Source organism: Actinomycetospora flava (assembly GCF_037400335.1).
Lineage (GTDB): Bacteria > Actinomycetota > Actinomycetes > Mycobacteriales > Pseudonocardiaceae > Actinomycetospora > Actinomycetospora flava.
This window is the reverse complement of the sequence record NZ_JBBEGM010000002.1, coordinates 335,320-358,806: the sequence shown is the minus strand read 5'-3', so window position 1 is coordinate 358,806 and position 23,487 is coordinate 335,320. Positions and strand designations below refer to the sequence as shown.

23 protein-coding genes and 1 riboswitch are annotated in these 23,487 nt (G+C 76.9%); of the genes, 10 read left to right on the top strand and 13 right to left on the bottom strand.

What is annotated here, in order from left to right; all coding sequences use genetic code 11:
- Positions 1–53 precede the first annotated feature (53 nt).
- Together WCD58_RS08395 and napA are read right to left on the bottom strand one after the other, a co-directional pair.
- Positions 54–788 (bottom strand): LytR C-terminal domain-containing protein, encoded by a 735-nt coding sequence (locus WCD58_RS08395; protein WP_337701541.1) that lies wholly within the window; start codon positions 786–788, stop codon positions 54–56.
- A 77-nt stretch (positions 789–865) separates the two neighbouring features.
- Positions 866–1,165, bottom strand: a complete 300-nt coding sequence (napA, locus tag WCD58_RS08390) for a nucleoid-associated protein NapA (protein WP_116707140.1) — start codon at positions 1,163–1,165, stop codon at positions 866–868.
- A gap of 146 nt (positions 1,166–1,311) precedes the next feature.
- On the opposite strand from napA, the gene WCD58_RS08385 reads away from it, so the two are divergent.
- The 5 genes from WCD58_RS08385 to thiD (WCD58_RS08365) all read left to right on the top strand — a co-directional run bounded on the left by WCD58_RS08385 (position 1,312) and on the right by thiD (WCD58_RS08365) (position 8,071).
- Positions 1,312–1,899: a peptide deformylase gene (locus WCD58_RS08385; RefSeq protein ID WP_337701538.1), complete on the top strand. Its 588-nt coding sequence runs from the start codon at positions 1,312–1,314 to the stop codon at positions 1,897–1,899.
- 170 nt (positions 1,900–2,069) lie between these two features.
- Positions 2,070–2,978: a S1C family serine protease gene (locus WCD58_RS08380; RefSeq protein ID WP_337701536.1), complete on the top strand. Its 909-nt coding sequence runs from the start codon at positions 2,070–2,072 to the stop codon at positions 2,976–2,978.
- A gap of 66 nt (positions 2,979–3,044) precedes the next feature.
- Positions 3,045–6,236 (top strand): ATP-binding protein, encoded by a 3,192-nt coding sequence (locus WCD58_RS08375; RefSeq protein WP_337701534.1) that lies wholly within the window; start codon positions 3,045–3,047, stop codon positions 6,234–6,236.
- A 107-nt stretch (positions 6,237–6,343) separates the two neighbouring features.
- Positions 6,344–7,171, top strand: coding sequence for a bifunctional hydroxymethylpyrimidine kinase/phosphomethylpyrimidine kinase (gene thiD / locus WCD58_RS08370; RefSeq protein WP_337701532.1), 828 nt, complete (start codon positions 6,344–6,346; stop codon positions 7,169–7,171).
- Between the two features lie 60 nt (positions 7,172–7,231).
- Positions 7,232–8,071: a bifunctional hydroxymethylpyrimidine kinase/phosphomethylpyrimidine kinase gene (thiD, locus tag WCD58_RS08365; RefSeq protein ID WP_337701530.1), complete on the top strand. Its 840-nt coding sequence runs from the start codon at positions 7,232–7,234 to the stop codon at positions 8,069–8,071.
- 28 nt (positions 8,072–8,099) lie between these two features.
- Here thiD (WCD58_RS08365) and WCD58_RS08360 read toward each other — a convergent pair whose 3' ends face one another.
- Both WCD58_RS08360 and WCD58_RS08355 read right to left on the bottom strand, forming a co-directional pair.
- Complete coding sequence (locus tag WCD58_RS08360; RefSeq protein WP_337701527.1) at positions 8,100–8,777, bottom strand: hemerythrin domain-containing protein; 678 nt, start codon at positions 8,775–8,777, stop codon at positions 8,100–8,102.
- Positions 8,778–8,856: 79 nt separating this feature from the next.
- Positions 8,857–9,600, bottom strand: a complete 744-nt coding sequence (locus tag WCD58_RS08355; RefSeq protein WP_337701525.1) for a hemerythrin domain-containing protein — start codon at positions 9,598–9,600, stop codon at positions 8,857–8,859.
- A 173-nt stretch (positions 9,601–9,773) separates the two neighbouring features.
- On the opposite strand from WCD58_RS08355, the gene WCD58_RS08350 reads away from it, so the two are divergent.
- Entirely contained in the window at positions 9,774–10,589 is an 816-nt protein-coding gene (locus tag WCD58_RS08350; protein ID WP_337701523.1) for a hypothetical protein, read from the top strand.
- A gap of 69 nt (positions 10,590–10,658) precedes the next feature.
- Positions 10,659–11,945 carry a cytochrome P450 gene (locus WCD58_RS08345; protein WP_337702023.1) on the top strand — a complete coding sequence of 429 codons (1,287 nt, stop codon included), beginning with the start codon at positions 10,659–10,661 and terminating at the stop codon, positions 11,943–11,945.
- Positions 11,946–12,416: 471 nt separating this feature from the next.
- On the opposite strand, the gene WCD58_RS08340 is transcribed toward WCD58_RS08345, so the two are convergent.
- The 3 genes from WCD58_RS08340 to thiO all read right to left on the bottom strand — a co-directional run bounded on the left by WCD58_RS08340 (position 12,417) and on the right by thiO (position 14,630).
- On the bottom strand, positions 12,417–13,172 hold the full coding sequence (locus WCD58_RS08340; protein ID WP_337701521.1) for a thiazole synthase: 756 nt from the start codon (positions 13,170–13,172) through the stop codon (positions 12,417–12,419).
- 6 nt (positions 13,173–13,178) lie between these two features.
- Positions 13,179–13,382, bottom strand: a complete 204-nt coding sequence (thiS, locus tag WCD58_RS08335) for a sulfur carrier protein ThiS (RefSeq protein ID WP_337701519.1) — start codon at positions 13,380–13,382, stop codon at positions 13,179–13,181.
- A riboswitch (TPP riboswitch) is annotated at positions 13,377–13,485 on the bottom strand. (Overlaps the previous gene by 6 nt.)
- Before the next feature lie 20 nt (positions 13,486–13,505).
- Positions 13,506–14,630, bottom strand: a complete 1,125-nt coding sequence (gene thiO, locus WCD58_RS08330) for a glycine oxidase ThiO (RefSeq protein ID WP_337701517.1) — start codon at positions 14,628–14,630, stop codon at positions 13,506–13,508.
- A gap of 53 nt (positions 14,631–14,683) precedes the next feature.
- On the opposite strand from thiO, the gene thiE reads away from it, so the two are divergent.
- The gene (gene thiE, locus WCD58_RS08325; protein WP_337701515.1) at positions 14,684–15,355 is read left to right on the top strand and encodes a thiamine phosphate synthase; all 672 of its coding nucleotides are present in this window, start codon (positions 14,684–14,686) and stop codon (positions 15,353–15,355) included.
- Here the strand turns inward: thiE and WCD58_RS08320 are convergent.
- The 6 genes from WCD58_RS08320 to WCD58_RS08295 all read right to left on the bottom strand — a co-directional run bounded on the left by WCD58_RS08320 (position 15,333) and on the right by WCD58_RS08295 (position 20,183).
- A complete protein-coding gene (locus WCD58_RS08320; RefSeq protein WP_337701513.1) occupies positions 15,333–16,271 on the bottom strand; it encodes a S1 family peptidase in 939 nt (312 codons plus the stop codon). The two genes, thiE and WCD58_RS08320, sit on opposite strands and share 23 nt — an antisense overlap.
- Positions 16,272–16,371: 100 nt before the next feature.
- Positions 16,372–17,616 (bottom strand): hypothetical protein, encoded by a 1,245-nt coding sequence (locus WCD58_RS08315; RefSeq protein ID WP_337701511.1) that lies wholly within the window; start codon positions 17,614–17,616, stop codon positions 16,372–16,374.
- Positions 17,617–17,835: 219 nt separating this feature from the next.
- Positions 17,836–18,540, bottom strand: a complete 705-nt coding sequence (locus WCD58_RS08310; protein ID WP_337701509.1) for a DUF3159 domain-containing protein — start codon at positions 18,538–18,540, stop codon at positions 17,836–17,838.
- Positions 18,537–18,977: a VOC family protein gene (locus WCD58_RS08305; protein WP_337701506.1), complete on the bottom strand. Its 441-nt coding sequence runs from the start codon at positions 18,975–18,977 to the stop codon at positions 18,537–18,539. Before WCD58_RS08305 ends, WCD58_RS08310 begins: the two co-directional genes overlap by 4 nt.
- 92 nt (positions 18,978–19,069) lie before the next feature.
- Positions 19,070–19,714 carry a TetR/AcrR family transcriptional regulator gene (locus WCD58_RS08300; RefSeq protein ID WP_337701504.1) on the bottom strand — a complete coding sequence of 215 codons (645 nt, stop codon included), beginning with the start codon at positions 19,712–19,714 and terminating at the stop codon, positions 19,070–19,072.
- Positions 19,715–19,775: 61 nt separating this feature from the next.
- A complete protein-coding gene (locus WCD58_RS08295) occupies positions 19,776–20,183 on the bottom strand; it encodes a hypothetical protein (protein WP_337701502.1) in 408 nt (135 codons plus the stop codon).
- A gap of 151 nt (positions 20,184–20,334) precedes the next feature.
- On the opposite strand from WCD58_RS08295, the gene WCD58_RS08290 reads away from it, so the two are divergent.
- Together WCD58_RS08290 and WCD58_RS08285 are read left to right on the top strand one after the other, a co-directional pair.
- Complete coding sequence (locus tag WCD58_RS08290) at positions 20,335–21,354, top strand: helix-turn-helix domain-containing protein (protein ID WP_337701500.1); 1,020 nt, start codon at positions 20,335–20,337, stop codon at positions 21,352–21,354.
- Between the two features lie 70 nt (positions 21,355–21,424).
- Positions 21,425–23,260 carry a helix-turn-helix domain-containing protein gene (locus WCD58_RS08285; protein ID WP_337701498.1) on the top strand — a complete coding sequence of 612 codons (1,836 nt, stop codon included), beginning with the start codon at positions 21,425–21,427 and terminating at the stop codon, positions 23,258–23,260.
- Positions 23,261–23,487: the final 227 nt, after the last annotated feature.

Below are 23,487 nucleotides of genomic sequence, written 5' to 3'. Positions count from 1 at the left end.
GCGTCGCTGACGTTGAGTGTCCGTAACGCCACGCGCTCGACCGGGGAGTACCGCTATCCGCGGCTCTGGCCCCAGTTGTTCGTCGCGATGACGATGACGCCGGGCGAGGCGTTCGCGATGCCGTCGAACCGGGGCATCGAGCGCAGCCCGAACTCGCCGGCGATGGCGTCGGCGGCGCCCTGCTCGCCGGTGCCGGGGCGGTAGTAGACGGTGCTCTCGGGGATGACGCCGCTGGGGTAGTTGCCGACCTCGACGACGTTCCAGCCCTGGGCGCGCATCTCGCCGGCCGCGCGGTCGGCGAGGCCCTGGATGGTCGAGTTGTTGAAGACCCGCACCGCGACCGCGGAGTTCACGCCACCGCCGCCACCGCCGCCTCCACCGGAACCGCCCCCGGACCCGCCGGAGCCACCGCCGGCCGGAGCGCCGCCGGCGCCGCCGCCGGGGACGATCGGCGCGCCCACCGCGGGCCCACCGGCACCGCCGGGTGCGGGGGTGCCGCCGACACCGCCGGGCGGCACCGGTCCGCCGGGCGGCACGGGGCCGCCGGGCAGACCCTGGCCGGGCACGCCGGCCTGGTTCGGGGCGGGAGCGGGCGCCGGCGCGGGCGAGCCGTTGCCGGTCGCGCCCGGGAGCGGCGCCGCCGGGCTCGCGGGCGCGGCCGTGGGGCTCGACGGCCCCTCGCCCCCGAGAGCGAGCAGGCCGACCACCGCGGCGACACCGGCGATCGCGAGCAGCACGATGCCCGCGATGCGCATGCGCGAGGCGTCGGCGGACCCGGGCCCAGTCATGTCCTGCTCCCCACCGCGGACCGTCGTCCGCTTCCTGCTCGCTCGGCGGAATGCCGCGTCAGGGAGTCAGGAGACCATCAACGAGGCTCCACACCGAGGCGACGCGCCGCACGGGCCCGCTGCCGGCTCTGTCTCAGGCGCCTCAGGCGTTTCACGAGCATCGGGTCGGCCGCAAGGGCCTCCGGCCGGTCGACCAGGGCGTTGAGCACCTGGTAGTAGCGGGTGGCGGACATGTCGAAGAGCTCGCGGATCGCCTGCTCCTTGGCGCCCGCGTACTTCCACCACTGGCGCTCGAACGCGAGGATCTCGCGGTCGCGACGGTCGAGCCCGTCCGACGGCTCGTCCTGCGGGGGATGCACCCGGACCGCGTCCGCCACGCTTCTCGCCTCCTGCCCACCACGGCGTCCCGCTGGCCTCGAATGACACGCCTGTCATTCGGGCTCCTCCATTCAATCACGGCGCCCCGACAGCGCGGGGCTCCACGCGTGGGAAGCCGTCGAACGGCGGGCACTACGGTGCGGCCGTGACCGTCAGGCCCGTCGTGATCGTCGGCGACCCGGTGCTGCACCGGCCGACCCGGCCCGTGACCCCCGAGGAGATCGGCGGGGAGTCGCTGCGCACCCTCGTCGAGGACCTCTACGAGACGATGGACGCCGCCAACGGCGTCGGCCTCGCCGCGAACCAGATCGGCGACGACCGGCGCGTCTTCGTCTTCGACTGCCCCGACCCCGAGCTGGACGGGGAGCGCCGGCGCGGCGTCGTCGTCAACCCGGTCCTCACCGCGGACGCGCCCTCGGGGACCATGCCCGACCCGGACGACGACGAGGAGGGCTGCCTGTCCGTGCCCGGCGAGTCCTTCCCGACGGGCCGGGCCGAGTGGGCCGAGGTGCGCGGGGTCGACGTCGACGGCGCCGAGGTCGTCGTCACGGGCACCGGCTATCTCGCCCGCTGCCTCCAGCACGAGACCGACCACCTCGACGGGTACCTCTACCTCGACCGCCTCGTCGGCCGGCACCGCCGCGCCGCCAAGCGCGCCGTGCGCGACCACGCCTGGGGCGTCCCGGGGAACTCGTGGATGCCGGGCGTCGACCCGGATCCGTTCGGTCACTAGAGGCGCCCGACGCCCCGGGGCCGTCGCCGAGAACGAACGAACGGCGCTCTCGCTGCTTCCGAAGCCGCGAGAGCGCCGTTCGTTCGTCACCGGGCGCACCTCCGCACCCCGGTTCCGCCCTCAGCGGACACGCCGACCGGAACGCCTGCAACGGTGTAAGCACGGTAGGTATGGACGAGCTCGACGCCTACTCCCGCACCGTGAGCACGGTCGCGGCCGCCGTGGGCCCGTCGGTCGCCGCGGTGCGCGCCGGCCGGGGCAGCGGGTCGGCCGTGGTCGTCGACGACGGTGTCCTGGTCACCAACGCCCACGTCGTCGCCGGCAACCGCGACGGCTCCGTCGCCTACGCCGACGGCACCGAGGGCCGGGTCGTGGTGCGCGGCACCGACCCGCTGTCCGACCTCGCCGTCCTGACGACGCGCGACCCCACCCCGCCGCCGCTGCCCCTGGGCGACGCCGCCGAGCTGGTGGTCGGCCAGCTCGTGGTGGCCGTCGGCAACCCGCTGGGGCTGGCCGGGTCGGTCACCGCCGGCGTCGTCAGCGGACTCGGGCGCGCCCTGCCCGTGCGCAGCGGCCGGGCGAGCCGGGTCGTCGAGGACGTCATCCAGACCGACGCCGCGCTCAACCCCGGCAACTCCGGCGGCGCGCTCGCCGACGCGTCGGGGCGCGTGGTCGGCATCAACACCGCGGTCGCCGGGGTCGGGCTGGGCCTCGCCGTGCCGATCACCGGCACCACCCGGCGCATCCTCGACGCCCTGCGGGAGGACGGCCGCGTCCGGCGCGGCTACCTCGGTCTCGTCGGCGCGCCCGCGCCGCTGCCCGCCGACATCGCCGCCCGCCTGGGCCGCGGGAAGGGCCTGCGCGTGGCCGAGGTCGTCCCCGGCAGCCCCGCGGCCCGCGCCGGGCTGCACGCCGGCGACCTCGTCGTCTCCGCCGACCGCGAGCCGGTCAGCGACGCCCAGGGGCTGCAACGGCGCCTGTTCGCGCCGTCGATCGGGCGCTCGATGCCGGTGACGGTGCTGCGCGGCGAGGCGATGGTCGACGTCATCGCGGTGCCCGCGGAGCTCACCGACGCGTGAGGACCACGACATGACCCCGGCCGGGTGACGCTGCCGGGGGCCGGAGGAACGACCTAGGCTCGGCCGGTGGGGGTAGACCGGTCCGCCGTCGAGATCGGTGTCCTGGGCCCGTTGCGCGCGGCCGTCGACGGCAGCCCGGTCGAGCTGGGCGGGCCGGCCCGGCGCGCGGTTCTCGCCCGGCTGGCCGTCGCGGGCGGAGAGGTCGTCACCGCCGACCGCCTGGTCGACGACCTCACCGGTGGGCGCCCGGGCCCGAACGCGCTGTCGTCGCTGCAGGTCCACGTCTCGCACCTGCGCCGGGCCCTGGAGCCGGGACGAGCGCCGCGGACGCCGCCGCAGGTCCTGGTCACCGCCGCCCCCGGCTACGCGCTGCGCCTGCCCGACCCCGACGCGCTCGACGCCGCCCGCCTCACCCGCCTCGTCGAGCGCGCCCGCGGCGAGGAGCCCGCCCGCGCCGCCGCGCTGCTGCGCGACGCCCTGGAGACGAGGCGCGGCCCCGCGTACGCCGAGTTCGCCGACGAGCCCTGGGCCCGCACCGAGGCGGCCCGGCTCGACGAGCTGGTGCTGACCGCGCGGGAGCGCCTCGCCGCCGCCGAGCTCGCGCTGGGCCGGCACGCCGACGTCGTCCCGCTGCTCGAGGGCCACGTCCACGACCACCCCCTGCGGGAGGAGGGCGTGCGCCTGCTCGCCACCGCCCTGCATCGCGGCGGGCGCACCCCGGAGTCGCTGGAGCTGCTGCGCCGCACGCGCGACCGCCTGCGCGAGGACCTCGGCCTCGATCCCGGGCCGGCGCTCGTCCGCCTCGAGGGCACCGTGCTGCAGCCGGAGGTCCCGCGTGAGGCCGCCGCGCCCCTCGGCCGCGACCACGAGCTCGCCCGCTGCGACGCCGCCGCGGACCGTGTGGCCCGGGGCGCCGTGGAGCTGGTGCTCGTCGCCGGCGAGGCCGGGTCGGGCAAGACGACGCTGGTCGACGCCGTCGCCGAGGGCCGCGCCCGCGCGGGCTGGACGGTCGCGCGCGGCCGGTGCCCCGAGGTCGACGGCGCGCCGCCGGCGTGGCCGTGGACCGAGGTGCTGCGCGACCTGGGCGTCTCCGCCGTCCCGGACGCCGACGAGGCCACCCCCTTCGCCCGCGGCCGGGCGGTCCTGGAGGCGCTCGTGGACCGCGCCCCCGTCCTCGTCACCCTCGACGACCTGCACCGCGCCGACGACGAGACCCTGCGCCTGCTCCGCATGGTCGCGACGGGCGCGGGCGCGGGGCTGCTCGTCGTCGGTACCCACCGCAGCGAGGAGGACACCGCCGCGCTCGACGCGACGTGGGCCGCGCTCGCGACCGTCGTGTCCGACCGGCTGACCGTCGGCGGGCTCGCCCCCGACGCCGTCGGGGCCCTGCTCGCGCGGCACGGGCTGCGGGCCGACGCCGCCACGGCGTCCGCCGTCACCGACCGCACCGGCGGCAACCCGCTGTTCGTCCGCGAGGTGGCCCGGCTGGTGGCGACGACCGGGGACGGCGGGACCGTGCCGGCGGGGGTCCGCGACGTGCTGCGCCGCCGGCTGCGCGAGCTGCCCGGGCGCTCGCGGGCGGTGCTGGCGCACGTGGCCCTGCTCGGGCGCTCCGCCGACGTCGACCTCGTGCTCGCCGTGGAGGCCGCGGTCGCGGGCCGCACGGTCGCCGAGGTCGAGGAGGAGGTGCTCGACGGGCTCGAGGCGGCCGTCGCCGCGGGGGTGATCGGCGAGGACGACGGGGCCCGCGCGGTGCGGTTCGTCCACGACCTGTGGCGCGAGGTCGTCGCCGACGAGGTCCCGCGCCTGCGGCGGGCGCGCCGGCACGCGCGGATCCTCGACGTGCTGGAGGCGGGGGTGGCGGGCACGGAGGGGCCCGCCGCGCTCGCCCACCACGCCCTCGCCGCCGGCGACCGCGTCGCCCCCGAGCGGATGCTCGCCCACGTCACCGCGGCCGCCGACGCCGCGATGGCGCGCGGGGCGTTCCGGTCGGCGGTCGCGCTGTGCCGGGGCGCGCTCGTGGCACCGGGCCCTCCGTCGCCGGCGGTCGTCGGGCTGCGCTGCGCCCTGGTCGCCGCGCTCGCCGCCTCCGGCGCCGGGGAGCACGCCCACGCCGAGCGCGAGATCGCCGTCGAGGCTGCGCGGGCGTCCGGCGACCCGGGGCTCCTCGCGCGGGCCCTGACCAGCCTCGACGCGCCGATGCCGTGGCCGGTGCGCGGGACGGGCGGGCGGATGGCGCCGCTGTTCGTCGCGCTGCTGGACGGTCCGCTGGACGACGGGATGCGCACCCGGCTGCTCCTCGCCCTCGCCCGCGAGGTGGAGTTCGTGGAGCCGGAGCGGGCCGCGGCGCTGGCCCGGGAGGCGCTGGAGCGGGCACGCGCGTCGGGGCGGACCCGGCTGCTGTGCACCGCGCTCAACACGGTCTTCCTCGTCAACTCGCAGCCCGAGTGGTGGGGCCGGATCGAGCCGGTGGGCCGGGAGATGCTCGACGCGGCGACCGCGGGCGGGCACGCCGACCACCGCGCCGAGGCCCACCACGTGCTGTTCTGCGCGGCCGTGGTGCGCGACGACCTCGCCGCCGCCCGCCACCACGCCGACGCCGCCCTGGCCGCCGCCACCGACGGGCAGCTCGAGATGACGCTGGCCTTCGTCGGGCTGCACGACGCGATGCTGGCGCTGACGCGCGGCCGCGACGATGTCGCCGAGCGCACCTACGCCGAGGAGGGCGGGCGCCTGGCCGCCGCCGGGGTGCCGCACGCGGGGGTGCTCGTCGAGGTCGCGCGGTTCACGCTCGCGCTCGCCCGCGGGGACACCTCCGGGACGCTGCCGGCGCTGCGCCGGATCGACGGGTCGTTCCCCCGCTACGTGCACGACCTGCTCGCCCTCGCGCTGCTCGACGCCGGGCGCGAGGAGGAGGCACGGGGGCTGTGGGCGCAACGCCTGCCGGTGCCGCGGGACTGGAGCTGGGGCGGGCTGCTCACCGTGCAGGGGCTCGTCGCCGCGCGGCTCGACGACCGCGAGCGCGCCGCCGAGGCGTTCGCCGCGCTCGAGCCGTTCGCGGGGCGGTGGGGGCTGTCGGTCACCGGGATCCTCGCCTTCGCGCCGATCGACCTGGTGCTCGCCCGGCTCGCGCGCGTGCTCGGGCACGGGGACGACGCCGTCGCGGCGCACCTGGCGCGGGCGCTGACCGTCGTCGGGGACTCCGGGCCGTGGCGTGACCGGGTCGACGAGTTGCTCCCCCTCGACGCGCGCGGTTAGCGTCCGCGCCGATTCGTCACGCGGGAGCCCGTCATGACCGGGCTGAGAGGGCGGGGAGCCGCCGACCGCTGGACCAGCCGGGTCATGCCGGCATGGGAGGAACGTCCGTGTCCGACACCCCGCCCGTCGCCCTCGCGATCGCCGGCACCGACTCCGGCGGCGGCGCCGGCCTCACCGCCGACGTCCGCGCCTTCACCGCCTGCGGGGTGCACGGCGCGGTCGCCGTCGCCGCGGTGACCGTGCAGAACTCCGTCGGCGTCCAGGACTTCCACCCGATCCCGCCCGAGGTCGTCGCCGCGCAGATCCGCGCCGTCGCCGGGGACATGGGCGTCGACGCGGCGAAGACCGGGATGCTCGCCTCGACCGCGATCATCACCGCCGTGGTGGAGGCCGGCGACCAGGTCGGGCTGGGGACCCGTGTGCCGTTCGTCGTCGACCCGGTGGCGGCGTCGATGCACGGGCACGCGCTGCTGGCTCCCGAGGCGCTCGAGGCGGTGCGCACGCTCCTGATCCCCCGCGCCACCCTCGTCACGCCGAACCTCGACGAGGTGCGGCTGCTGGTGGGGGTCGAGGTCGTCGACGACGACACCGCGCGCGAGGCCGCCCGCGCGCTGCTGGACCTCGGGGCGGGCGCGGCGCTGGTCAAGGGCGGGCACCTGGAGGGCTCGGCGGACGTCGTCGACCTGCTGGTCCTGGCCGACGGGACCGAGCACCGCTTCACCTCACCCCGCCGCTCGACCGAGCACACCCACGGCGGCGGCGACTCGCTCGCGTCGTCGATCACCGCCGGGCTGGCGCGCGGGATGGCGCTGGTCGAGGCGGTCGCGCTCGGGAAGGCGTACATCACCCGCGCCGTCGAGCACGCCTACCCGCTCGGCGCCGGCCACGGCCCGGTGTCGTCGGTGTGGTCGGTCGCGGCCTGGGAACGGTCGTGAGCACTTTCCGGCGCTATAGGGCCGGAAAGTACGCACGTACCGGGACGCGATGATGGCGTGATGGCCGAGACCCCACCGCGCGCGCTGACGATCGCCGGTTCCGACTCGGGCGGCGCCGCCGGGCTCGAGGCCGACCTGCGCGCGATGACCGCCTGCGGTGTGCACGGGTGCGTCGCGGTCACGGCGGTCACCGTGCAGAACTCGCTCGGCGTCTCCGGGGTGCACCTCGTGCCCCCGGAGACGGTCGCGGCGCAGGTCCGGGCGGTGGTCACCGACATCGGCGTGGGCGCGGCCAAGACCGGCATGCTCGCCTCGCGGGAGATCATCGACGCGGTCGCCGACGTCGTCGACGAGGTGGGGATCGGGCGCGGTCCCGGCGCCGTCCCGTTCGTCGTCGACCCCGTCGCCGCGTCCATGGCCGGCGAGCAGCTGCTCGCCGACGACGCGATGGAGGCCATCCGCACCCGGCTGTTCCCCCGCGCGGCGCTCGCGACCCCGAACCTCGACGAGGTGCGCCTGCTCGCCGGCATCACCGTCACCGACGCCGAGACCGCCCGCGAGGCCGCCCGGGCCCTGCACGCGATGGGCCCGCGGTACGTGCTGGTCAAGGGCGGGCACCTCCGCGGGTCGCCCGAGGTGATCGACCTGCTCTTCGACGGCGAGCAGACCTGGGAGTTCTCCGGCCCGCGCATCGACACCCCGCACGTCCACGGCGCCGGCGACGCCCTGGCCAGCGCGACCTGCGCCGCGCTGGCCCGGGGAGCCACCGTGCCCGACGCCGTCGCGGCCGCCGAGCGCTACATCCGCCGCGCCGTCGCCGAGTCGTACCCCCTCGGCGCCGGCGTCGGCCCGGTCTCGCCGCTGTGGGCGATCGATGATGCGCTCCGCGCACGTGAGTGAATCGGGTCGCCGGGGCGACCCGGAACGCTCACAAGCGCGAAGCGCCTCCGAAGACCAGCTTCTCCGCCCGGCGCAGGCGCCGGCGGGTGATCGGCAGCAGGACCATCAGGACCGGGCCGGCGGCGCGGCGCAGGTCGGCCATCTGCTCGGGGCTCGCGACGGCGGCGACGCGCGGCAGGACGAAGCCCATGTCGCCGCCCCGGTCGCGCACGGCGGCCTCGACGGCGCGCCACTCGTGCTGCGGGACGTGCGCCAGGATGATCGGGAAGACCTCGCGCTCCTCCTCGGCGATGTGCTCGGCGAGGACGTCGGCGAGCGCCGCGAGGTGCTGGGCGAGCGCGCGGGCCGCCGCGGCGTCGGTGGGCGCCCGGGCGAGGTCGCCGGCGGCGGCGCGGACCTCCGCGAGCAGCGGGTCGAGCGCCGCGTGGTCGTCGGTGAGCGCGGCGAGGTCGACGCGGTCGCCCGCCCGGGCCTCGAGCACCGGCCAGAGCACGTCGTCCTCGGCCTCGTGGTGGTGCCCGATCTCGTCGGCGAGGCGCCCGACCCAGCGCGCGATCGCGGCCGCGCGGGCCCGGTCGACGCGTTCGGCGCCGGTGACAATGCGGGACGCGAGGTCGGCGAGGCGGCGGCTGTCGGCACACATCGCGCGGTGCCCGAGGGTGATGCCGAGCAGGTCGTCCTGGCGGGTCGGGGTCGCGGTGGTCATCGTGGGTGCTCCGTTCGTGGCGGTCGCCGACCCTCGTGATCGGCATGGCGCGAGCATCGGCCGCGCGACTTGCGAACGACTAGGCGCCGAACACCAGCCGCTCGCGCCGGCGCAGGGCGCGCCGGGCCAGGACACCGGGCAGACCCCGGCCGCCGAGCGCGGCGTCGACGGCGGCGACGTCCTCGGGACCGGCCGTGACGTGGGCGCGGGCCGCGGTGAACGCCGGGTCGGGGGAACCGGTGTGCAGGGCGCGCACGGCGCCCAGCCAGTCCGCGCGCGGCACCCGGGGCAGCACGCCGACCAGCTCCCGCTCGGCGTCGTGGCGGTGCTCCTCGAGGAGCTCGGCCAGCTCGTCCAGCAGGCGCGCGAGGCGGCCGATGCGGGCGAAGTCCTCGGCACTCGCGACCGCGATCGGGCGCAGCAGCAGGGCGCCGACCATCCCGCGGGTGGCCCGCCGGACCTCGCCGAGCAGGCCGCGCAGGGCGACGTGGTCGTCCCGCAGCCCGGAGAGGTCCAGCGTGCGCCCGGCGTGCCGCTCGAGCACCGGCCAGAGCACGGCCTCCTCGCTCTCGTGCCGGTGGCGCACGGCCTCGCACACGCGCTCGGCCCAGTCGCCGACGGCCAGCGCACGCCGTTCGCCGAGGGCCACCGTCCCGGCCGCGATGCCGTCGGCGAGGCGCGCCAGGCGCCGGACGTCGGCGAGCAGGGCGCGATCGGTGACGCGCAGCGGCGCGCGGTCGCGGTCGGTCGGGGATGCGGGGCCTGTCTCGGGGTCGGTCTCGGGGTCGCTGGCGGTCTCGCTGGCGGGCGGGGCGATGGTCACGCCGGGCTCCTGGGGCTCACGTGCTCGTCGGATGCCCACAGGGTGGTCCTCACCGCTTGTCGTCGACTTGTCGCACGCTTACCGCCTCATCACCCGCCAGGGTGATCGATCGGTGACGTCGTGTCATCCGACTTGCGGGTGTGCTCCCCGGCGCCCGGGGGCACACAGCCGCCGTGACCGCCGACGCCCCCGTCCTGCGGCCGACCCGCGCGGGCTGGCCCGTCTACGCCGAACGCCCCCGGCGGCGGGCGCGCCAGTTCAGCGCCGACGTCGCCGTGCTCGTGTGGGTGGCGGTCGTCGTCTCGCTCGCGGTCCTGCTGTACGACGCCGTGCTGACCCTGCAGGGCCCCGGGCGGCAGATTGGCGCGGCGGGGTCCCGGGTGCGCGACACGTTCGCCGGGGCCGCCGACACCGCGTCGGGCGTGCCGTTCGTCGGCGACGACCTGGCCCGCGTCCTGTCGAGCGGCGCCGGGGCGGGCGACGACATCGTCGCGGCCGGCGACCAGCAGATCGCGGCGGTCGAGGCGCTCGCCACGGGGCTGGCGTGGGCGGTCGCGCTGCTCGCGATCGTCCCGGTGGTCGCCGCGTGGCTCTGGTTCCGGGTGCGCTGGATGATCGCGGCGCGGGCCGTGCTCGCCCTGCGCGACGGCCTGCGCGGCGGGGCGGGCGACGCCGACCTGCTCGCCCTGCGGGCCCTGGTCCACGCCACGCCGCGCCGGCTCGCGCGGGTCCCGGACGCGGCCGTCGGCTGGCGCCGGGGCGACCCCCACGTGCTGTCCCGGCTCGCCCAGCTCGAGCTCGCGCGCCTCGGTCTGCGGGCCCCGACCCTCGTGCGCGCCCCGGTCGGAGGCGTACCGTCGCGGGCGTTACCGGACGAATCGGACGACGCCGTGGAGGCGCCACCCGGGCATCTCCCCCGGGTCGACCCCGACGAACGGTGGGGTGACACACCCCCACCACCGGGTCCATCGGGCACTCAGACGTCCTAGCCTCGGCCCCCGAGCGGCGTCGTCCGGTGCGGGGAGGGCAGAGTGGACACAGTGGTGGACCGTTCACGACTGGCCGCGCTGCGGTCACGGGTCGTGGGCTGGGCGGCACGCCGGTACCTCGCCTGGCGCAGTCGCCGCGGCCTCGACCCGGTGACGCTGCTGCCGGACCACGCTCTGATGCCACTGCGGCGCGACGGCCTCGACCCGGTGCCCGCGCTGCGGGAGGCCCGCGAGGACAACCCGGTGCGGCACTTCCCGCTGCCGTTCGGGGTCACCGCGTGGCTGATCACCGGCCACGAGGAGGCGCGCGCCGTCCTCGGGCGCACCCGGGGGCTGTCGAACGACTTCGGCCACCTCGTCGGGCAGGCCGGCGTCACCGACGGGCAGAACCCCGGCGGGCTGGGCTTCACCGACCCGCCCGAGCACACCCGGCTGCGGCGCCTGCTGACCCCGGAGTTCACGTTCCGGCGCCTGGCGCGCCTCGGCCCGCGGATCACCGAGATCGTCGAGGGCCGCCTGGACGCCATGGAGGAGCTGGCCGCGGCGGGCGCGCCCGTCGACCTCGTCCGCGACTTCGCGACCCCGATCCCCTCGCTGACGATCTGTGAGCTGCTCGGCATCCCCTACGACGAGCGCGACGAGTTCCAGGCGCTGTCGACCGCGCGGTTCGACCTGTTCGGCGGCGCCGGCGCGGTGTTCGACAACATCTCCGGCTCGCTGCAGTACCTGCGCGGCGTCGTGGAGCGCCAGCGCGTCGAGCCCGGCGAGGGCCTGCTCGGCCAGCTGATCCGCGAGCACGGCGACGAGCTCGACACCGACGAGCTCGCCGAGCTCGCCGACGGCCTGCTCACCGGCGGCCTGGAGACCTCGGCGTCGATGCTCGCCCTCGGCGCCATGGTGCTGCTGCGCGACCCCGACAGCTTCGCCCTCGTGCGCGACGAGCCCGACGCCGTCCACGGGTTCGTCGAGGAGCTGCTGCGCTACCTGACCGTCGTCCAGATCGCGTTCCCCCGCTTCGCGACCGAGGACATGACCCTCGGCGGAGTGGAGATCAGCAAGGGCGACGGGCTGCTCGTGTCTCTCTCGGCCGCCGACCGCGACCCGCGCCTGGTCTCCGACCCCGAGACGTTCGACCCCCGCCGCCCGCCGACGCCCCACCTCGCGTTCGGGCACGGCATCCACCGCTGCATCGGGGCGGAACTCGCGCGGATGGAACTGCGCACGGCCTACCCGGCCCTCCTGCGCCGCTTCCCGCACCTGCACCTGGCCGACGACGCGGGCACGCTGGACGACCAGCCGTTCCGCAAGACGTCGATCGTCTACGGCGTCGACGCCCTCCCCGTCGCCCTGCGCTGACCCCCGACCCCGTACGAGCGATGCGGCGTTGCTGGCGTCTCATGCCAGGATCGCCACATCCTCGGTGGCGCGACACGCCGGTGTGGGCGTGGTGCGGGGTGTTTCAGCGTGGCGGCCACGCTGACGTTCAACGTCAGGAAATCCGCCCGCTCGATGAGGCCAAACCCGCGAGGCGAGCCTCCCGGCCGTGAACATCGGTTCCGTTGCGCCAGGCGCCTGCCTGAGCACGAACGCGCGCTCGCGCGCGCAGACGATCGATCGTGTCCGAGCCAGGCAGAGGAGGTCCGAGCGCTCGGGTCGACCTGATGATCGTGGGGGCTCTCCTGACGTTCAACGTCAGCGTGGCCGCCACGCTGGAACACCACGCACCTCGCCGACGCGGCTCCCCGGCGTGTCGCGCTGGCGAGGTTGTGGCGATCCTTGCGTGAGACGCCAGCAATGCCGCATCGCTCGTACCGCGAGAGGGCTCGGTCAGTCCACGTGCGGGCTGGAGGCCTGGGCCCAGTAGCGGCGGGGGATGCGGCCCGCGCCGTGGGCCAGCCGGCCCGCCTCCACACCCAGGCGCATGGCCGTCGCCATCGCCTCCGGGTCCGACGCGCGCGTGACCGCCGTGGCGAGCAGGACCGCGTCGCAGCCCAGCTCCATCGCCTGCGCCGCCTCGGACGCCGTGCCGATCCCCGCGTCGAGCACCACCGGCACGGAGGACGACGCAGTGATCATCTCGATGTTGTGCGGGTTCCGGATGCCCAGCCCGGTGCCGATGGGCGCGCCCAGCGGCATCACCGCCGCGCACCCCGCGTCGGCGAGCTTCGCCGCCAGCACCGGGTCGTCGTTCGTGTACGGCAGCACCGTGAACCCGTCGTCGACGAGCTGCTCGGCGGCGTCGAGGAGCTCGATCGGGTCGGGCAGCAGGGTGCGCTCGTCGGCGATCACCTCGAGCTTCACGAGGTCGGTCTCCAGCGCCTCGCGCGCCATCCGGGCCGTGTGGACGGCCTCGGCGGCGGTGCGGCACCCCGCGGTGTTGGGCAGGGCCTCGATGCCGAGGCGCCCGAGCAGCGCCAGCACCCCGGGACCGCCGCCGGCGTCGAGGCGCCGCATCGCCACCGTCGTCAGCTCGGTGCCCGACGCGACGAGCGCGCGCTCCAGCACCGCCAGCCCCGACGCGCCCCCGGTGCCCATGATCAGGCGCGACGAGAACTTCCGGCCGCCGATCACCAACGGGTCCACGAACGATCAGCCTCCCTGCACCGCGGTCAGCACCTCGACGTGCGAGCCCTCGAGCAACGCCACCGTCGCCCAGCTCGCGCGCGGCACCACGGTCCCGTCGACGGCCACCGCGACTCCGCGGGCGGGAACGCCGTGCTCGGCCATCAGGGCGGCGAGGGTGGTGCCGAGGCCGATCTCGCGGCGCTCGTCGTTCAGCCAGACGGTGGTCATCGCTGCCCTCCCTCCCTGCGCCGGCATGACCCGGATCAGGTTCGACGGTCGGAGCCCCGATGGCTCCCTCTCAGCCCGTGCCCGGGCTCCCGTGGTGTCCGTTTCCCACCGTACGCGCGGACGTCAGCCCCTCGCGACGGCCGACCGGTCGGCGGCCGCCGCCCGCGCCTCCTCCGGCAGCGGCTCCCCCCGCAGCACCGCCACCAGGGCGGACACCGTCACCGCCACCAGCAGCATCCCGTTGCGCCCGTGCCCCGTCGCGGCGACGAGCCCGGCGGGCCCGACCGGCCCGACCGGCCCGAGCAGCGGCAGGTTGTCGTCGGTTCCCGGACGGAACGAGGCGGCCGACTCCTCCAGCGCGTAGTCGGCGATCCCCGGCAGCACGCGCTCGACGTCCGCGACGAGGTCGCGCACGCCGCCCACCAGCACGTCCGCGTCGAAGCCGGCCTCGTACTGCGTCGCGCCGACCACCAGCCCGCCGCCGTCGCGCGGCACCGCGTAGACGGGCCGCCCGCTCACCGAGGCGCGCACGGTGCGTGACGGCGGCGGCAGCGACGACCGGCGCGCCCGCACCCGCAGGATCTCCCCCTTCACGGGACGCACCCGCCCCGCGAGCACCGGGTGCAGCCCCGCCGACCACGCCCCGGCGGCCACGACCACGCGCGAGGCCTCCAGCTCCCCGCCGTCCGCGAACGCCACCCCCGTCACCCGCTCCCCGTCGTCGACGACGCGCGCCACGGACCGCCGGGAGACGACCACCCCGCGAGAGGCCCCCGCCCGCGACAACGCCCCCAGCAGCACCCGGTTGTCGACGGCCAGGTCGTCGGGGATCGCCAGCCCCGCCCGCACCGACGGCCCCAGCGACGGCTCCAGGCGCCGGACCGCGCGCCCGCTCAAGCGCTCGACCACCCGCCCCCACGCGCGCAGGTGCTCCGCCACCCGGTCCAGGTCCTCGACGTCCGCGGCGTCGACGGCCACCTGCAGGGTCCCCTCGCGCCGCAGGCCCACCGAGCAGCCGGCATCGCGAGCCACCGCAGCGGCGAACGACGGCCACGCCGCCAGCGACGCCGCCCCCAGCTCGAGCACCTCCCGCTCGCCGGGCCACGCCTCGCTGATCGGCGCGAGCATGCCACCGGCCACACGCGAGGCCCCGGAGCCCGGGTCCGGGTCGACGAGCACCACCTCGCCCGCGAGCCCCTCGCGCGCCGCCGCCCAGGCGACCGCGCAGCCCACGGCCCCTGCACCCACGACGACGAGCCGGTCCCGCACGGTCGCCGAAACTACGCGATACCGTCGTCACGGTGAGTGCACCGAGGATCCGCAGCGACCGCCGCGCACGACTGCTGGACGCCCGCCTCTACCTGTGCACCGACTCGCGTTCCGCGCGCGGCGACCTCGCCGCGTTCGCCGACGCCGCCCTCCGCGGGGGCGTCGACGTCATCCAGCTGCGCGAGAAGGGCCTCGAGGCGCGCGACGAGCTCGCCGCGCTCGAGGTCCTCGGACACGCCGCGCGTCGCCACGGCGCGCTGCTCGCCGTCAACGACCGCGCCGACGTCGCCCTCGCCGCCGACGCCGACGTGCTCCACCTCGGCCAGGACGACCTGCCCGTCGAGTGGGCCCGCCGGGTGGTCGGCGACGACGTGCTCATCGGCCGCTCCACCCACGACGCCGACCAGGCCGCCGCGGGCGCCACCGAGGCGGGCGCCGACTACTTCTGCACCGGCCCGTGCTGGCCCACACCCACCAAGCCGGGCCGCCCCGCGCCGGGCCTCGACCTCGTCCGCACCACCGCCGCCGCGGCCCCCGCGCGCCCCTGGTTCGCGATCGGCGGGATCGACCACGCCCGCCTCGACGAGGTCCTCGCCGCCGGCGCCACGCGCGTCGTCGTCGTCCGGGCGATCACCGAGGCCGAGGACCCGGAGGAGGCCGCCCGCCGGCTGAGGGACCGCCTCAGCGCGCCACCGACAACGTGAGCCGCTCCGTTGCGAGCACCTCGTCGATCGGCTGGTAGAGGCTCGTGCCGCCGGCGGTCGTGCAGTCGCCCGTGCCGCCGGAGAGCAGCCCGAGCGCCGAGCTGCCCGACACGAACGGTCCGCCCGAGTCGCCGCCCTCGCTGCACGCGTCGGTGAGCACGAGGCCCTGCACGGGGCCCGCCGCGTAGTTGGCGGTGACGTTCACCGCGGTGACCTTGCCGCAGCGCCAGCCGGTCGTGGAGCCCGAGCGGCAGACGGTGGCGCCGACGGGCGCGGTCGCGGTCCCCGTGATCGACCGGGTCGTCGACCCCTCCGCGGCCACCGACGAGGTCGCGCGCCAGCCCGGTCCGACGTCGACGACGCCCCAGTCGCCGGTGCGGTCGAACACCGAGCTGCGCACGGGCCCGATCGGGCCGTTGTTCGCCCCGCTGACGTCGCCGCCGCGGTTCGTGCAGTGCCCCGCGGTGATCAGGCGGGGGTCGCCCGACGGGGCGGTCGCCGTGAACGCCAGCGAGCACCGCGTGCCGTTGACGCGGATCGCGTCGCCGCCGACGAGGTCGTACACCGGCGGGTCGGCCGGCGGGGCGGGGGCCGCCCGCGGGGTCGGCGCCGCCACGCCCTCGACGACCCGCACCGACGCGTCGACCTCGCGCGCCTCCCGGACGTACCCCGCGCTGCGCGCGTCCCGGGGGGCGGTGTTGAGCGCCAGCACGACCGAGCCGGTCGCGAGGTCCACCCACCACGCGCTCACCGCCGCCGGCGCGCCGCGGCGCTCCGCGAGGGCGTCGAGACGGTCCTTGACCGCGCCCAGCTCCGCGGGGCCCTCGGCGGGCGCCGCGCGGGCGGGCGACGGTGCGCCGACGAGCAGGCCGATCACCACGACGGCACCGAGCACCAGGCGCGCCGGCCGCCCCATGCCCACCTCCGACTCCGCTCGCGTCCGCCGGCACAGACACCGACGGCCGGACGAACGCTAAGGCGTCCGTCCGGCCGTCGGTGGGAGCCGGGGCGAGATCTCAGCCGTTGGTGGAACCCCCGCCGGACCCGCCGCCCGAGTCCCGCGGGACCAGGTTCGGCAGGAGCCCGTTCTGCGAGGACCGCGTCGACGGCTGGGACGTGCTCGTGTCGGGCTGCTGGGTGCCGGTGTTGCCCCCGCCGCCCTGCTGCTCGTCCTGCTGCTGCGAGGTCGTCGTCTCGCTCGGGGCGGTGGTGTCCTCGGTACCCAGGTCCTGGGTGGTGGTGGCCTGGGAGGTGCCGGTCTCCTGACCGAAGAGGCTCCCCACCGACGTCCCGCTCTCCCCGCCGGAGAGCGGACGCCCGGCGGCGGTCTCGACGCCGAACGTCGCCAGCAGGGCGATGACGAACACGCTGGCCGTGACGCCGCCGAGGGTCACCCAGGTCTTCCACCCGAGGCCCTTGAGCGCCGCGAGCATGCCCGCGAGGGTGACCTTGCGGCGCGCCGGCTCCGGCTCGAGCGGCGCGACCGTGGTCACCGCGTCGCCGGGCCCGCTCGGAGGGCCACCGGGACCACCCGGGCCACCGGGGCCACCAGGGCCCGTCGGACGACCCGGCTGCCCCATCACCGCGGTCGGCCCGCCGCCCGGGGGCGTCCCCGGCTGGCGGCTCTGCGGGATGAACGCGGTGGGCCGCACCTCGGTGGGAGCACCCGGCGCACCCGGGGCCAGCGACGTCGCCGGCGCGTTCGGGTCGACCCGCGCGTGCACCCGCGTCGGGTCGGCGCCCTCGGCGCGCACCGCCACACGGGTCTGGGGCACCGGCTGCTGGCCCGGCTGGCCCGGCTGACCGGGACGTCCGGTCGTCGGGCCCGCGGCGCCGGGCACCCGGCGGGTCGGGTCGGCCGGCGGCATCCCGGGCCGCACCTGGCGCTGTCCCGGCGGCATCGGGACGCCGGGACCGGGCGTGGGCGGCCCGGCGACCGGACGGGCCGGCTGACCGGGCTGACCGGGCTGGGCGGGCTGACCGGGCTGCTGCCCCTGGTTCGGGGCGGGCCGCACGCCCGCGACCTTGCCGACCGCGGTCGCCACGCGGGTGTTGTTCGGCCCGGCGACGACGAGGCGTTCCTTGACGCGGTCGCGCGTCACCTCGAGCGAGCGCTGGTAGAGCGCCGAGCCGATCGTGGTGACGATCGACGCCACCGCGGCGCCGCCGATGGTGCCGAGCACGCCGAGGAACGACCCGAGGATCGACGCGGTGGCCGCCGCGAGGGCGGCACCGATGATCTGGGGGAAGGTCAGTCCCACGCCGGAGGACTTGGTCTCCGACTTCGTTTCAGGGTTCGCAGGTGACATGGCTCCCGGTGGGCACGGATCGGGGTGGATCGGGCAGGTCGGGGTGCCGTCCGACGCGGCATCCCACAACGGACGACGCCCACCATGGTGCCGCGTTGTCCACCGGTGAGAGCGTTCACCCTTGGACCAAGTCAGCCCTGGCAGAAGGTCGTCGTCGCTGACCCGAACGGATCAAGCAGCGGGCACGACGGGATGCCGTGGGCCCGGATGCCCGGGAGGCAGGGCCGAACGAACCAACGGCCAGGACGCTGCGACGCACACCACGACGAGCGGCCACGTCAGCACGAGCTGGGCGACGGCCAGGGCCGCCGTCTGACCGGCGATCCACAGCCCGACGAACACCACGACCCGCACCGCGTACTGACCCGCCCACACCCAGCTCGCCCGGCTGTAGCCGCGGACGAGGTCCGGATCCCGGCGCCACAGCGTGGGGTGCCCGGTGAGCGTGCCCACGACGACGCCCAGCAGCGGCCAGCGGATCGCGATCGAGACCAGCCACGCGATCAGGCTGCCGGCGTTGGCGACGATGCGGGGCAGGAAGAAGTCCTCCGCGCGGCCCGTGTACAGCGCGAGCAGCGCCGCCCCCACCGCGAGCAGCAGGCCCACGGCGAGCGCCCGCGGCCGCTCCCCCCGCCGCAGGCGCCAGACCGCGATCACGGCGGCGACGGCGACCGCGGCGATGCCGCCGACGAGGATCGGCTGCGCCCACGCCAGCGCGTCGGCGGTCAACCAGACGGCGACGAACACCACGCCGGGCACCGAGGCGTCGATCGCCTGCCCGCGTCCCCCGAGGATCTCGGTGAACGGATTCGCCTCGCGCCGACGTCCCGGTGCCCGCTCCTCGCGCGTCTCCCCCACCCCAGGGTCGTCGGTCAACCGAGGGGCTCCGCGGTGCGGCCGCGGCGCGCGAGCTCGGCGGTGAAGGCCGGCGACGGCGTGCTCGGGCTCGAGATCTCCACGAGCATGCCGTTGGGGTCGGTGACGAGCATCTGGCGGCGGCCGTGGAACAGGTCCCGGGGCGGCGCCACGAGCGGCAGGCGCAGCCGCCGGGCCTCGGCGTGCACCGCGTCGACGTCGTCGACCATGAACGTGAGGATCACCCCGGCCGGCTCGGCCCGGTAGGGCGGCGGGACCAGCTCGTGGCCCACCGCCCAGATCGCGAGCTCGTGGACGTCGTCGCCCTCGGAGCGGGTGAGCGCCACGTACCAGTCGCTGTCGAAGGCGACCCGGAACCCGAGCAGCGCGACGTAGAAGTCCCGCGTCTCCGGCAGCCGGTCGGACAGGACGGTGGGGAACGAGCGGCTCATCGCCATGCCTCGGCATCCTCTCTCCGGCGGGCCTCCATCGTCCCGCATCACCGGCGTTCCCCCGGTCGGGGGGCCGATCTCGGGAGATCACGGCTCCGTCACGGGTCGACGGGGCCGACCGTCACCCGGATGACCGCCCAGCACGCCTCGGTGAGCTGGGTGGCGAGCTGGTCGCGCGTGGCGCCGTGCGGCGCGTCGAGCCAGTGCGCGCTCGCGGAGTCGACCATGCCCACGAGCCCGAAGGCGAGCGGGTGCGCGACCGGCGGCGCGATCTCCGCCCCCAGCGAGCCGTCGATCAGCATCCCCGCGACGTGCTCGGCGACGGTCGCGCGCACGTTGGTCGTCGCCGACTCGCCGCCGGTGCCGAACGAGGTGCGCTTGAGGTAGCGGTAGACGTTCGCGTTCGCCTCCAGCCAGCCCAGGTGCGCCCGCAGCGCCTTGGCCAGCATCTCGAACGGCCGTCCCGACGGGCGCCACACCGGCTCGAGCACGTGCACGAGGCGCTCGACCGAGCGCGCGGCGATGGCGCTCTGCAGGTCGTCGCGCCCCTCGAAGTGCCGGTAGAGCCCGGGGCGCGAGACGCCGGCCCGCGCGGCGATCTGCTCGGTGGTGACCTCGGGTCCGTGCTCGCCGATGGCCGCCACCGCGGCGTCGACGAGCTCGAGCCGGCGGGCCTCCCGGTGCCCGGCCCACCGCGCGGCACGCCCGTCCACGGGGGCGTCGTCGGGGATCTCCTCGGTCATGGTCCGACCAGGGTGGCACCGCGGGGGGTGACCGGCCAGTGAAACGCAGGTCAGGAGCGGGTCAGGTCCGGGTGCCGACGTGCTCGCTCGCGCGCCCGACCAGCACGAGCAGGCATCCGGCGAGCACGCCCGCGACCACGGCGCGGCCGCCGTGGGTCGGGTCGGCGAGGGCCACGAGCGAGGAGAACACCGTGACCGCCCACCCGAACACCGCGAGCCAGCTCGAGATCGGCCGCAGGCCGTCGACGGTCGTGGTGTCCCGGCGGGCCCGCACCGACCGCCACGCCGCGAGCACGAACGCCAGGACGACGGCCACGACCACGGCGGTCGTCCGGCCCGGACCCGGCGGCACCAGCCCCACGACCAGCAGCGTCGCCGCCGCCACCACCAGCGCCGCCCCGGTGACGAGCCAGCCGGCGCGGCGCACGCGGGCGTCCCCGCCCTCGCCGGCGGTGGTCCCGATGGGCATGGGCGAGAGGGTATCGGCGCGGTGGCCGATCGGGCGCGGGCGTGCTCGGTCGTGCGCGTTATGATTGCCGGCCCATCGGTTGACGTCCCAGCCGCTCGCCCGGCTGAGCGATGCCCATGGCCGGGCGGACCCTCGCCCGAGGAGAACCGCGATGGACTCGACCGCTCCCCCCGCGCCGAACCACACGGCCCGGAACGGCCCGCTGCGCCTCGACGCGGAGCAGGTCCCGGTCCCGGACCTGACGCGCCTGTGCCGGCACGCGCTGCGGGTGGCCGACGCGGTGCGGTGGGTGCAGATCGCGGTGCCGGTCCGGCACGGCACCACCGTGACCTCGTCGGCCGGGGAGCTCTCCGCCGCGGCCGTCGACGCCGTCGGGCGGGGCCCGCGCGCGACCGCCGCCCGCTCCGGGGTCCCGGTGGTCGTCGACGACGTCGCGACGGACTCGCGCTGGCCCACCCTGCGGCGCGAGACGGTCGGCGCCCCGGCGTCGCTGCTCGTGCTGCCGCTCGGTCCCGTGGGCGGCACGCTCACGCTCGCCGCCGACGCCACGCTGACCTTCGGTCCGGAGGTGCGCGCGGTCGCGGGCGAGGTCGCGCGCCTCGCCGGGCGCACGCTGGCCGCGCTCGACCACCCCGGCGCCGGCGACCCGGGCGTGCGGGCGCGCGACGTCCTCGTGGCCGCCCGCGCCCTGCTGGCCCGGCACGAGCAGGTGTCCCCGGACGCGGCGTTCGAGCTGCTGCTCGAGCGCGCGCACCGGCACTCCGAGACGGTCCTCGCCTGCGCCGAGCAGGTGCTCGACGAGCTCGGCGGCGTGCCGTCCGACGAGTACGGCCGCCCGCCCGAGCCCGCGACGCTGCGCCGGGCGATCGCGTACCTGGAGGAGCACGCGGCCGCCGACGTCGACGTCGCCGACGTGGCCGCCGCCGCGGGCCTCGGGGTGCGCGGGCTGCAGATGGCCTTCCGCCGCTGGCGGGACACCACCCCGCTCGCCTACCTGCGCGAGGTGCGCCTCTCCCGCGCCCACCAGGAGCTGCGGGCCGCCGACGCGCGCACCGGCGGCGAGACCGTCGCCGACATCGCCGCCCGCTGGCACTTCACCCACCCCGGGCGCTTCTCGGTGACCTATCGGGAGCGGTACGGCTGCTCGCCGAGCGAGACCCTGCGCGCCTGAACCTTCCCGGCGACGAGGAGACGCGCCTGAGCCCTCCCCGAGCCCGCGTCGGCCGTCTACCGTCGCGGGAGTGGGCCACGCGCGGGAGGTGGACGCCGCGCGGCGGCGCTTCCTGCGCCACGGCCGGGACGCGGTGATCCCCGGCGTCGTGCGGCCCGAGGTCCTCGCGTCGTGGGAGCGCTCGTCCGGGGTCGACACGTCGCGTCTCGTCGCGGCGCCGGGCGCCCTGGACGACGGGCCGCGCACGGCGGCGGCGCGCCGGGTCGCCGACCGCGTGCACCCCCGCGACCCGGACCTCGACGCCACCCTGCTCGTCGTCGACCGCGACGGGGTGGTGCTCGTGCGCCGCGACGGCGACCCGGCGCTCGCGGAGATCCTCGACGCGCTGCACCTCGTGCCGGGCGGCGCGTACGGCGAGCAGGTCGTCGGCACCACCGCGGCCGCGCTCGCCCTGCACGAGGGCGTCGCGACGACGGTCGAGGGACCCGAGCACCTGCACCCCGCGCTGGCCGTCCTCGCCGGGGCCGCGGCGCCGGTCGACCCGGGCGACCTCGCCGTCGTCGTCGTGCGCCACGCCGAGGACGGCGCGGTGCGCGACCTGCCGCTGGCCCGGGCGCTGGCCCGCGAGATCGCCGACGAGGACGCCGCCGGGCGCCGCGGGCGGATCCTCGCGGTGCACGACGCCCTCGCCGCCGCAGCCGCCGACGGCGCCTCGTGGGTGGTGGCGACCGACGGCGACGACCTCGTGCTGGGCGCCGGCGCGCGCCGTCTCCCGCCCGCCGACCAGCAGGTGCTCGCCGACCTCGCCCTCGCCGGCCTGGCCCTGGAGCGCCCGGACGCGCCGTACCACGTCGACCTGCCCTCGGGCGGCTGCGCGGAGGTCGCCGTGCGCGAGATCCGCCACGAGGACCGGCTCGTCGGGTGCGTGGTGGGCGGGCGGCCCGCCGTCGACGAGGGGGGTCGCCGGGAGGCGGAGGCGCGGCGTCGTCAGGGCTCGCACGTCGCGCCCACCTCGCGGCGCGACTTCGCCGCCGACGTCCGTGGCGACGAGCGCGCCCACGCCGAGGCCCGGGTGCGCGCCAACCGCGACCTGCTCACCCCGTCGCTGCGCGCCCGCCAGGAGCTGGCCGCGAACCTCGGGCAGCGCCGCCACCAGGTGCTCGTCGGCGAGGCCGGGGTCGGCAAGCGCACGCTGGCCGTCGAGCAGTTCGTCCGCCTGCACCGCGACGGCACCGTCACCGTCGTCAGCACCGACGCCTCCGACGACGGGGCGCGGGCCGTCGAGCCGCTCGAGCGCCTGGTCCACCGGCCGCCGGCGCGCCCGCACCTCGTCGTGCTCCGGGGGCTGCACGGCGTGACCCCGCTGGCCGCGCGGCGGCTCGACGAGCAGCTCGGCCTGCTGCTGGCGCGCTCGTCCCACGCGGTCGTCGTCGCGTGCCTGGACACGACGTCGGTGGACGCGAGCCGCCCCTACGGCCTGCTGCTGCGGCACTTCCACGAGACCGTCCGCGTCCCCGCCCTGCGCCACCGCGCCGACGAGCTCGCCGACATCGCGCTCTCGGTGCTGCACGCCATCGGCGGCGGACGCTCGCTGCGCCTGTCGCACCAGGTCATCCGCGTGCTCGAGGGCTACGCGTGGCCGGGCAACATCAACGAGCTCGAGGACGTGCTGCGCTACGTCGTCGCCCGCAAGCCGGTGGGCGTCGTCCAGGCGCCGGACCTGCCCGCGCTGTGCTTCACCAGCCGCCCGCGCCTGACGATGCTCGAGACCGCGCAGGCCGACGCGATCATCCAGGCGCTCTACGAGGCGCGGGGCAACCGCTACCAGGCGGCCGCGATGCTCGGGATCGCCCGCTCGTCGCTGTACCGCAAGATCGACGCCTTCGGGATCAGCTACATCGCCTGAGGGGCTCCGCCCAGGTGAGTGAAACGGGTCGCCCCAGCGACCCGTTTCACTCACCTGCGCCGCAGGCGCATCTGTCCCGGGACCGGGTCAGTGATCATTTCGGTGTCGTCGGGGGCCGGACGGGACGTCCCAGGATGGGACAGGCTCCTGTGTCCGGCGCCACTAGCGTCGGAGGGCGGCGGCACCGGGGAGCGGCCGGACCGCCGGAGCGAATCGACGGGAGTGGC

Bases quoted from the DNA above. Each gene is read 5' to 3' on its own strand.
- WCD58_RS08395 (WP_337701541.1), bottom strand. From the start codon at position 788: ATGACTGGGCCCGGGTCCGCCGACGCCTCGCGCATGCGCATCGCGGGC.
- WCD58_RS08380 (WP_337701536.1), top strand. From the start codon at position 2,070: ATGGACGAGCTCGACGCCTACTCCCGCACCGTGAGCACGGTCGCGGCC.
- thiD (WP_337701530.1), top strand. From the start codon at position 7,232: ATGGCCGAGACCCCACCGCGCGCGCTGACGATCGCCGGTTCCGACTCG.
- WCD58_RS08360 (WP_337701527.1), bottom strand. From the start codon at position 8,777: ATGACCACCGCGACCCCGACCCGCCAGGACGACCTGCTCGGCATCACC.
- thiS (WP_337701519.1), bottom strand. From the start codon at position 13,382: ATGACCACCGTCTGGCTGAACGACGAGCGCCGCGAGATCGGCCTCGGC.
- WCD58_RS08320 (WP_337701513.1), bottom strand. From the start codon at position 16,271: ATGGGGCGGCCGGCGCGCCTGGTGCTCGGTGCCGTCGTGGTGATCGGC.
- WCD58_RS08305 (WP_337701506.1), bottom strand. From the start codon at position 18,977: ATGGCGATGAGCCGCTCGTTCCCCACCGTCCTGTCCGACCGGCTGCCG.
- WCD58_RS08300 (WP_337701504.1), bottom strand. From the start codon at position 19,714: ATGACCGAGGAGATCCCCGACGACGCCCCCGTGGACGGGCGTGCCGCG.
- WCD58_RS08295 (WP_337701502.1), bottom strand. From the start codon at position 20,183: ATGCCCATCGGGACCACCGCCGGCGAGGGCGGGGACGCCCGCGTGCGC.
- WCD58_RS08290 (WP_337701500.1), top strand. From the start codon at position 20,335: ATGGACTCGACCGCTCCCCCCGCGCCGAACCACACGGCCCGGAACGGC.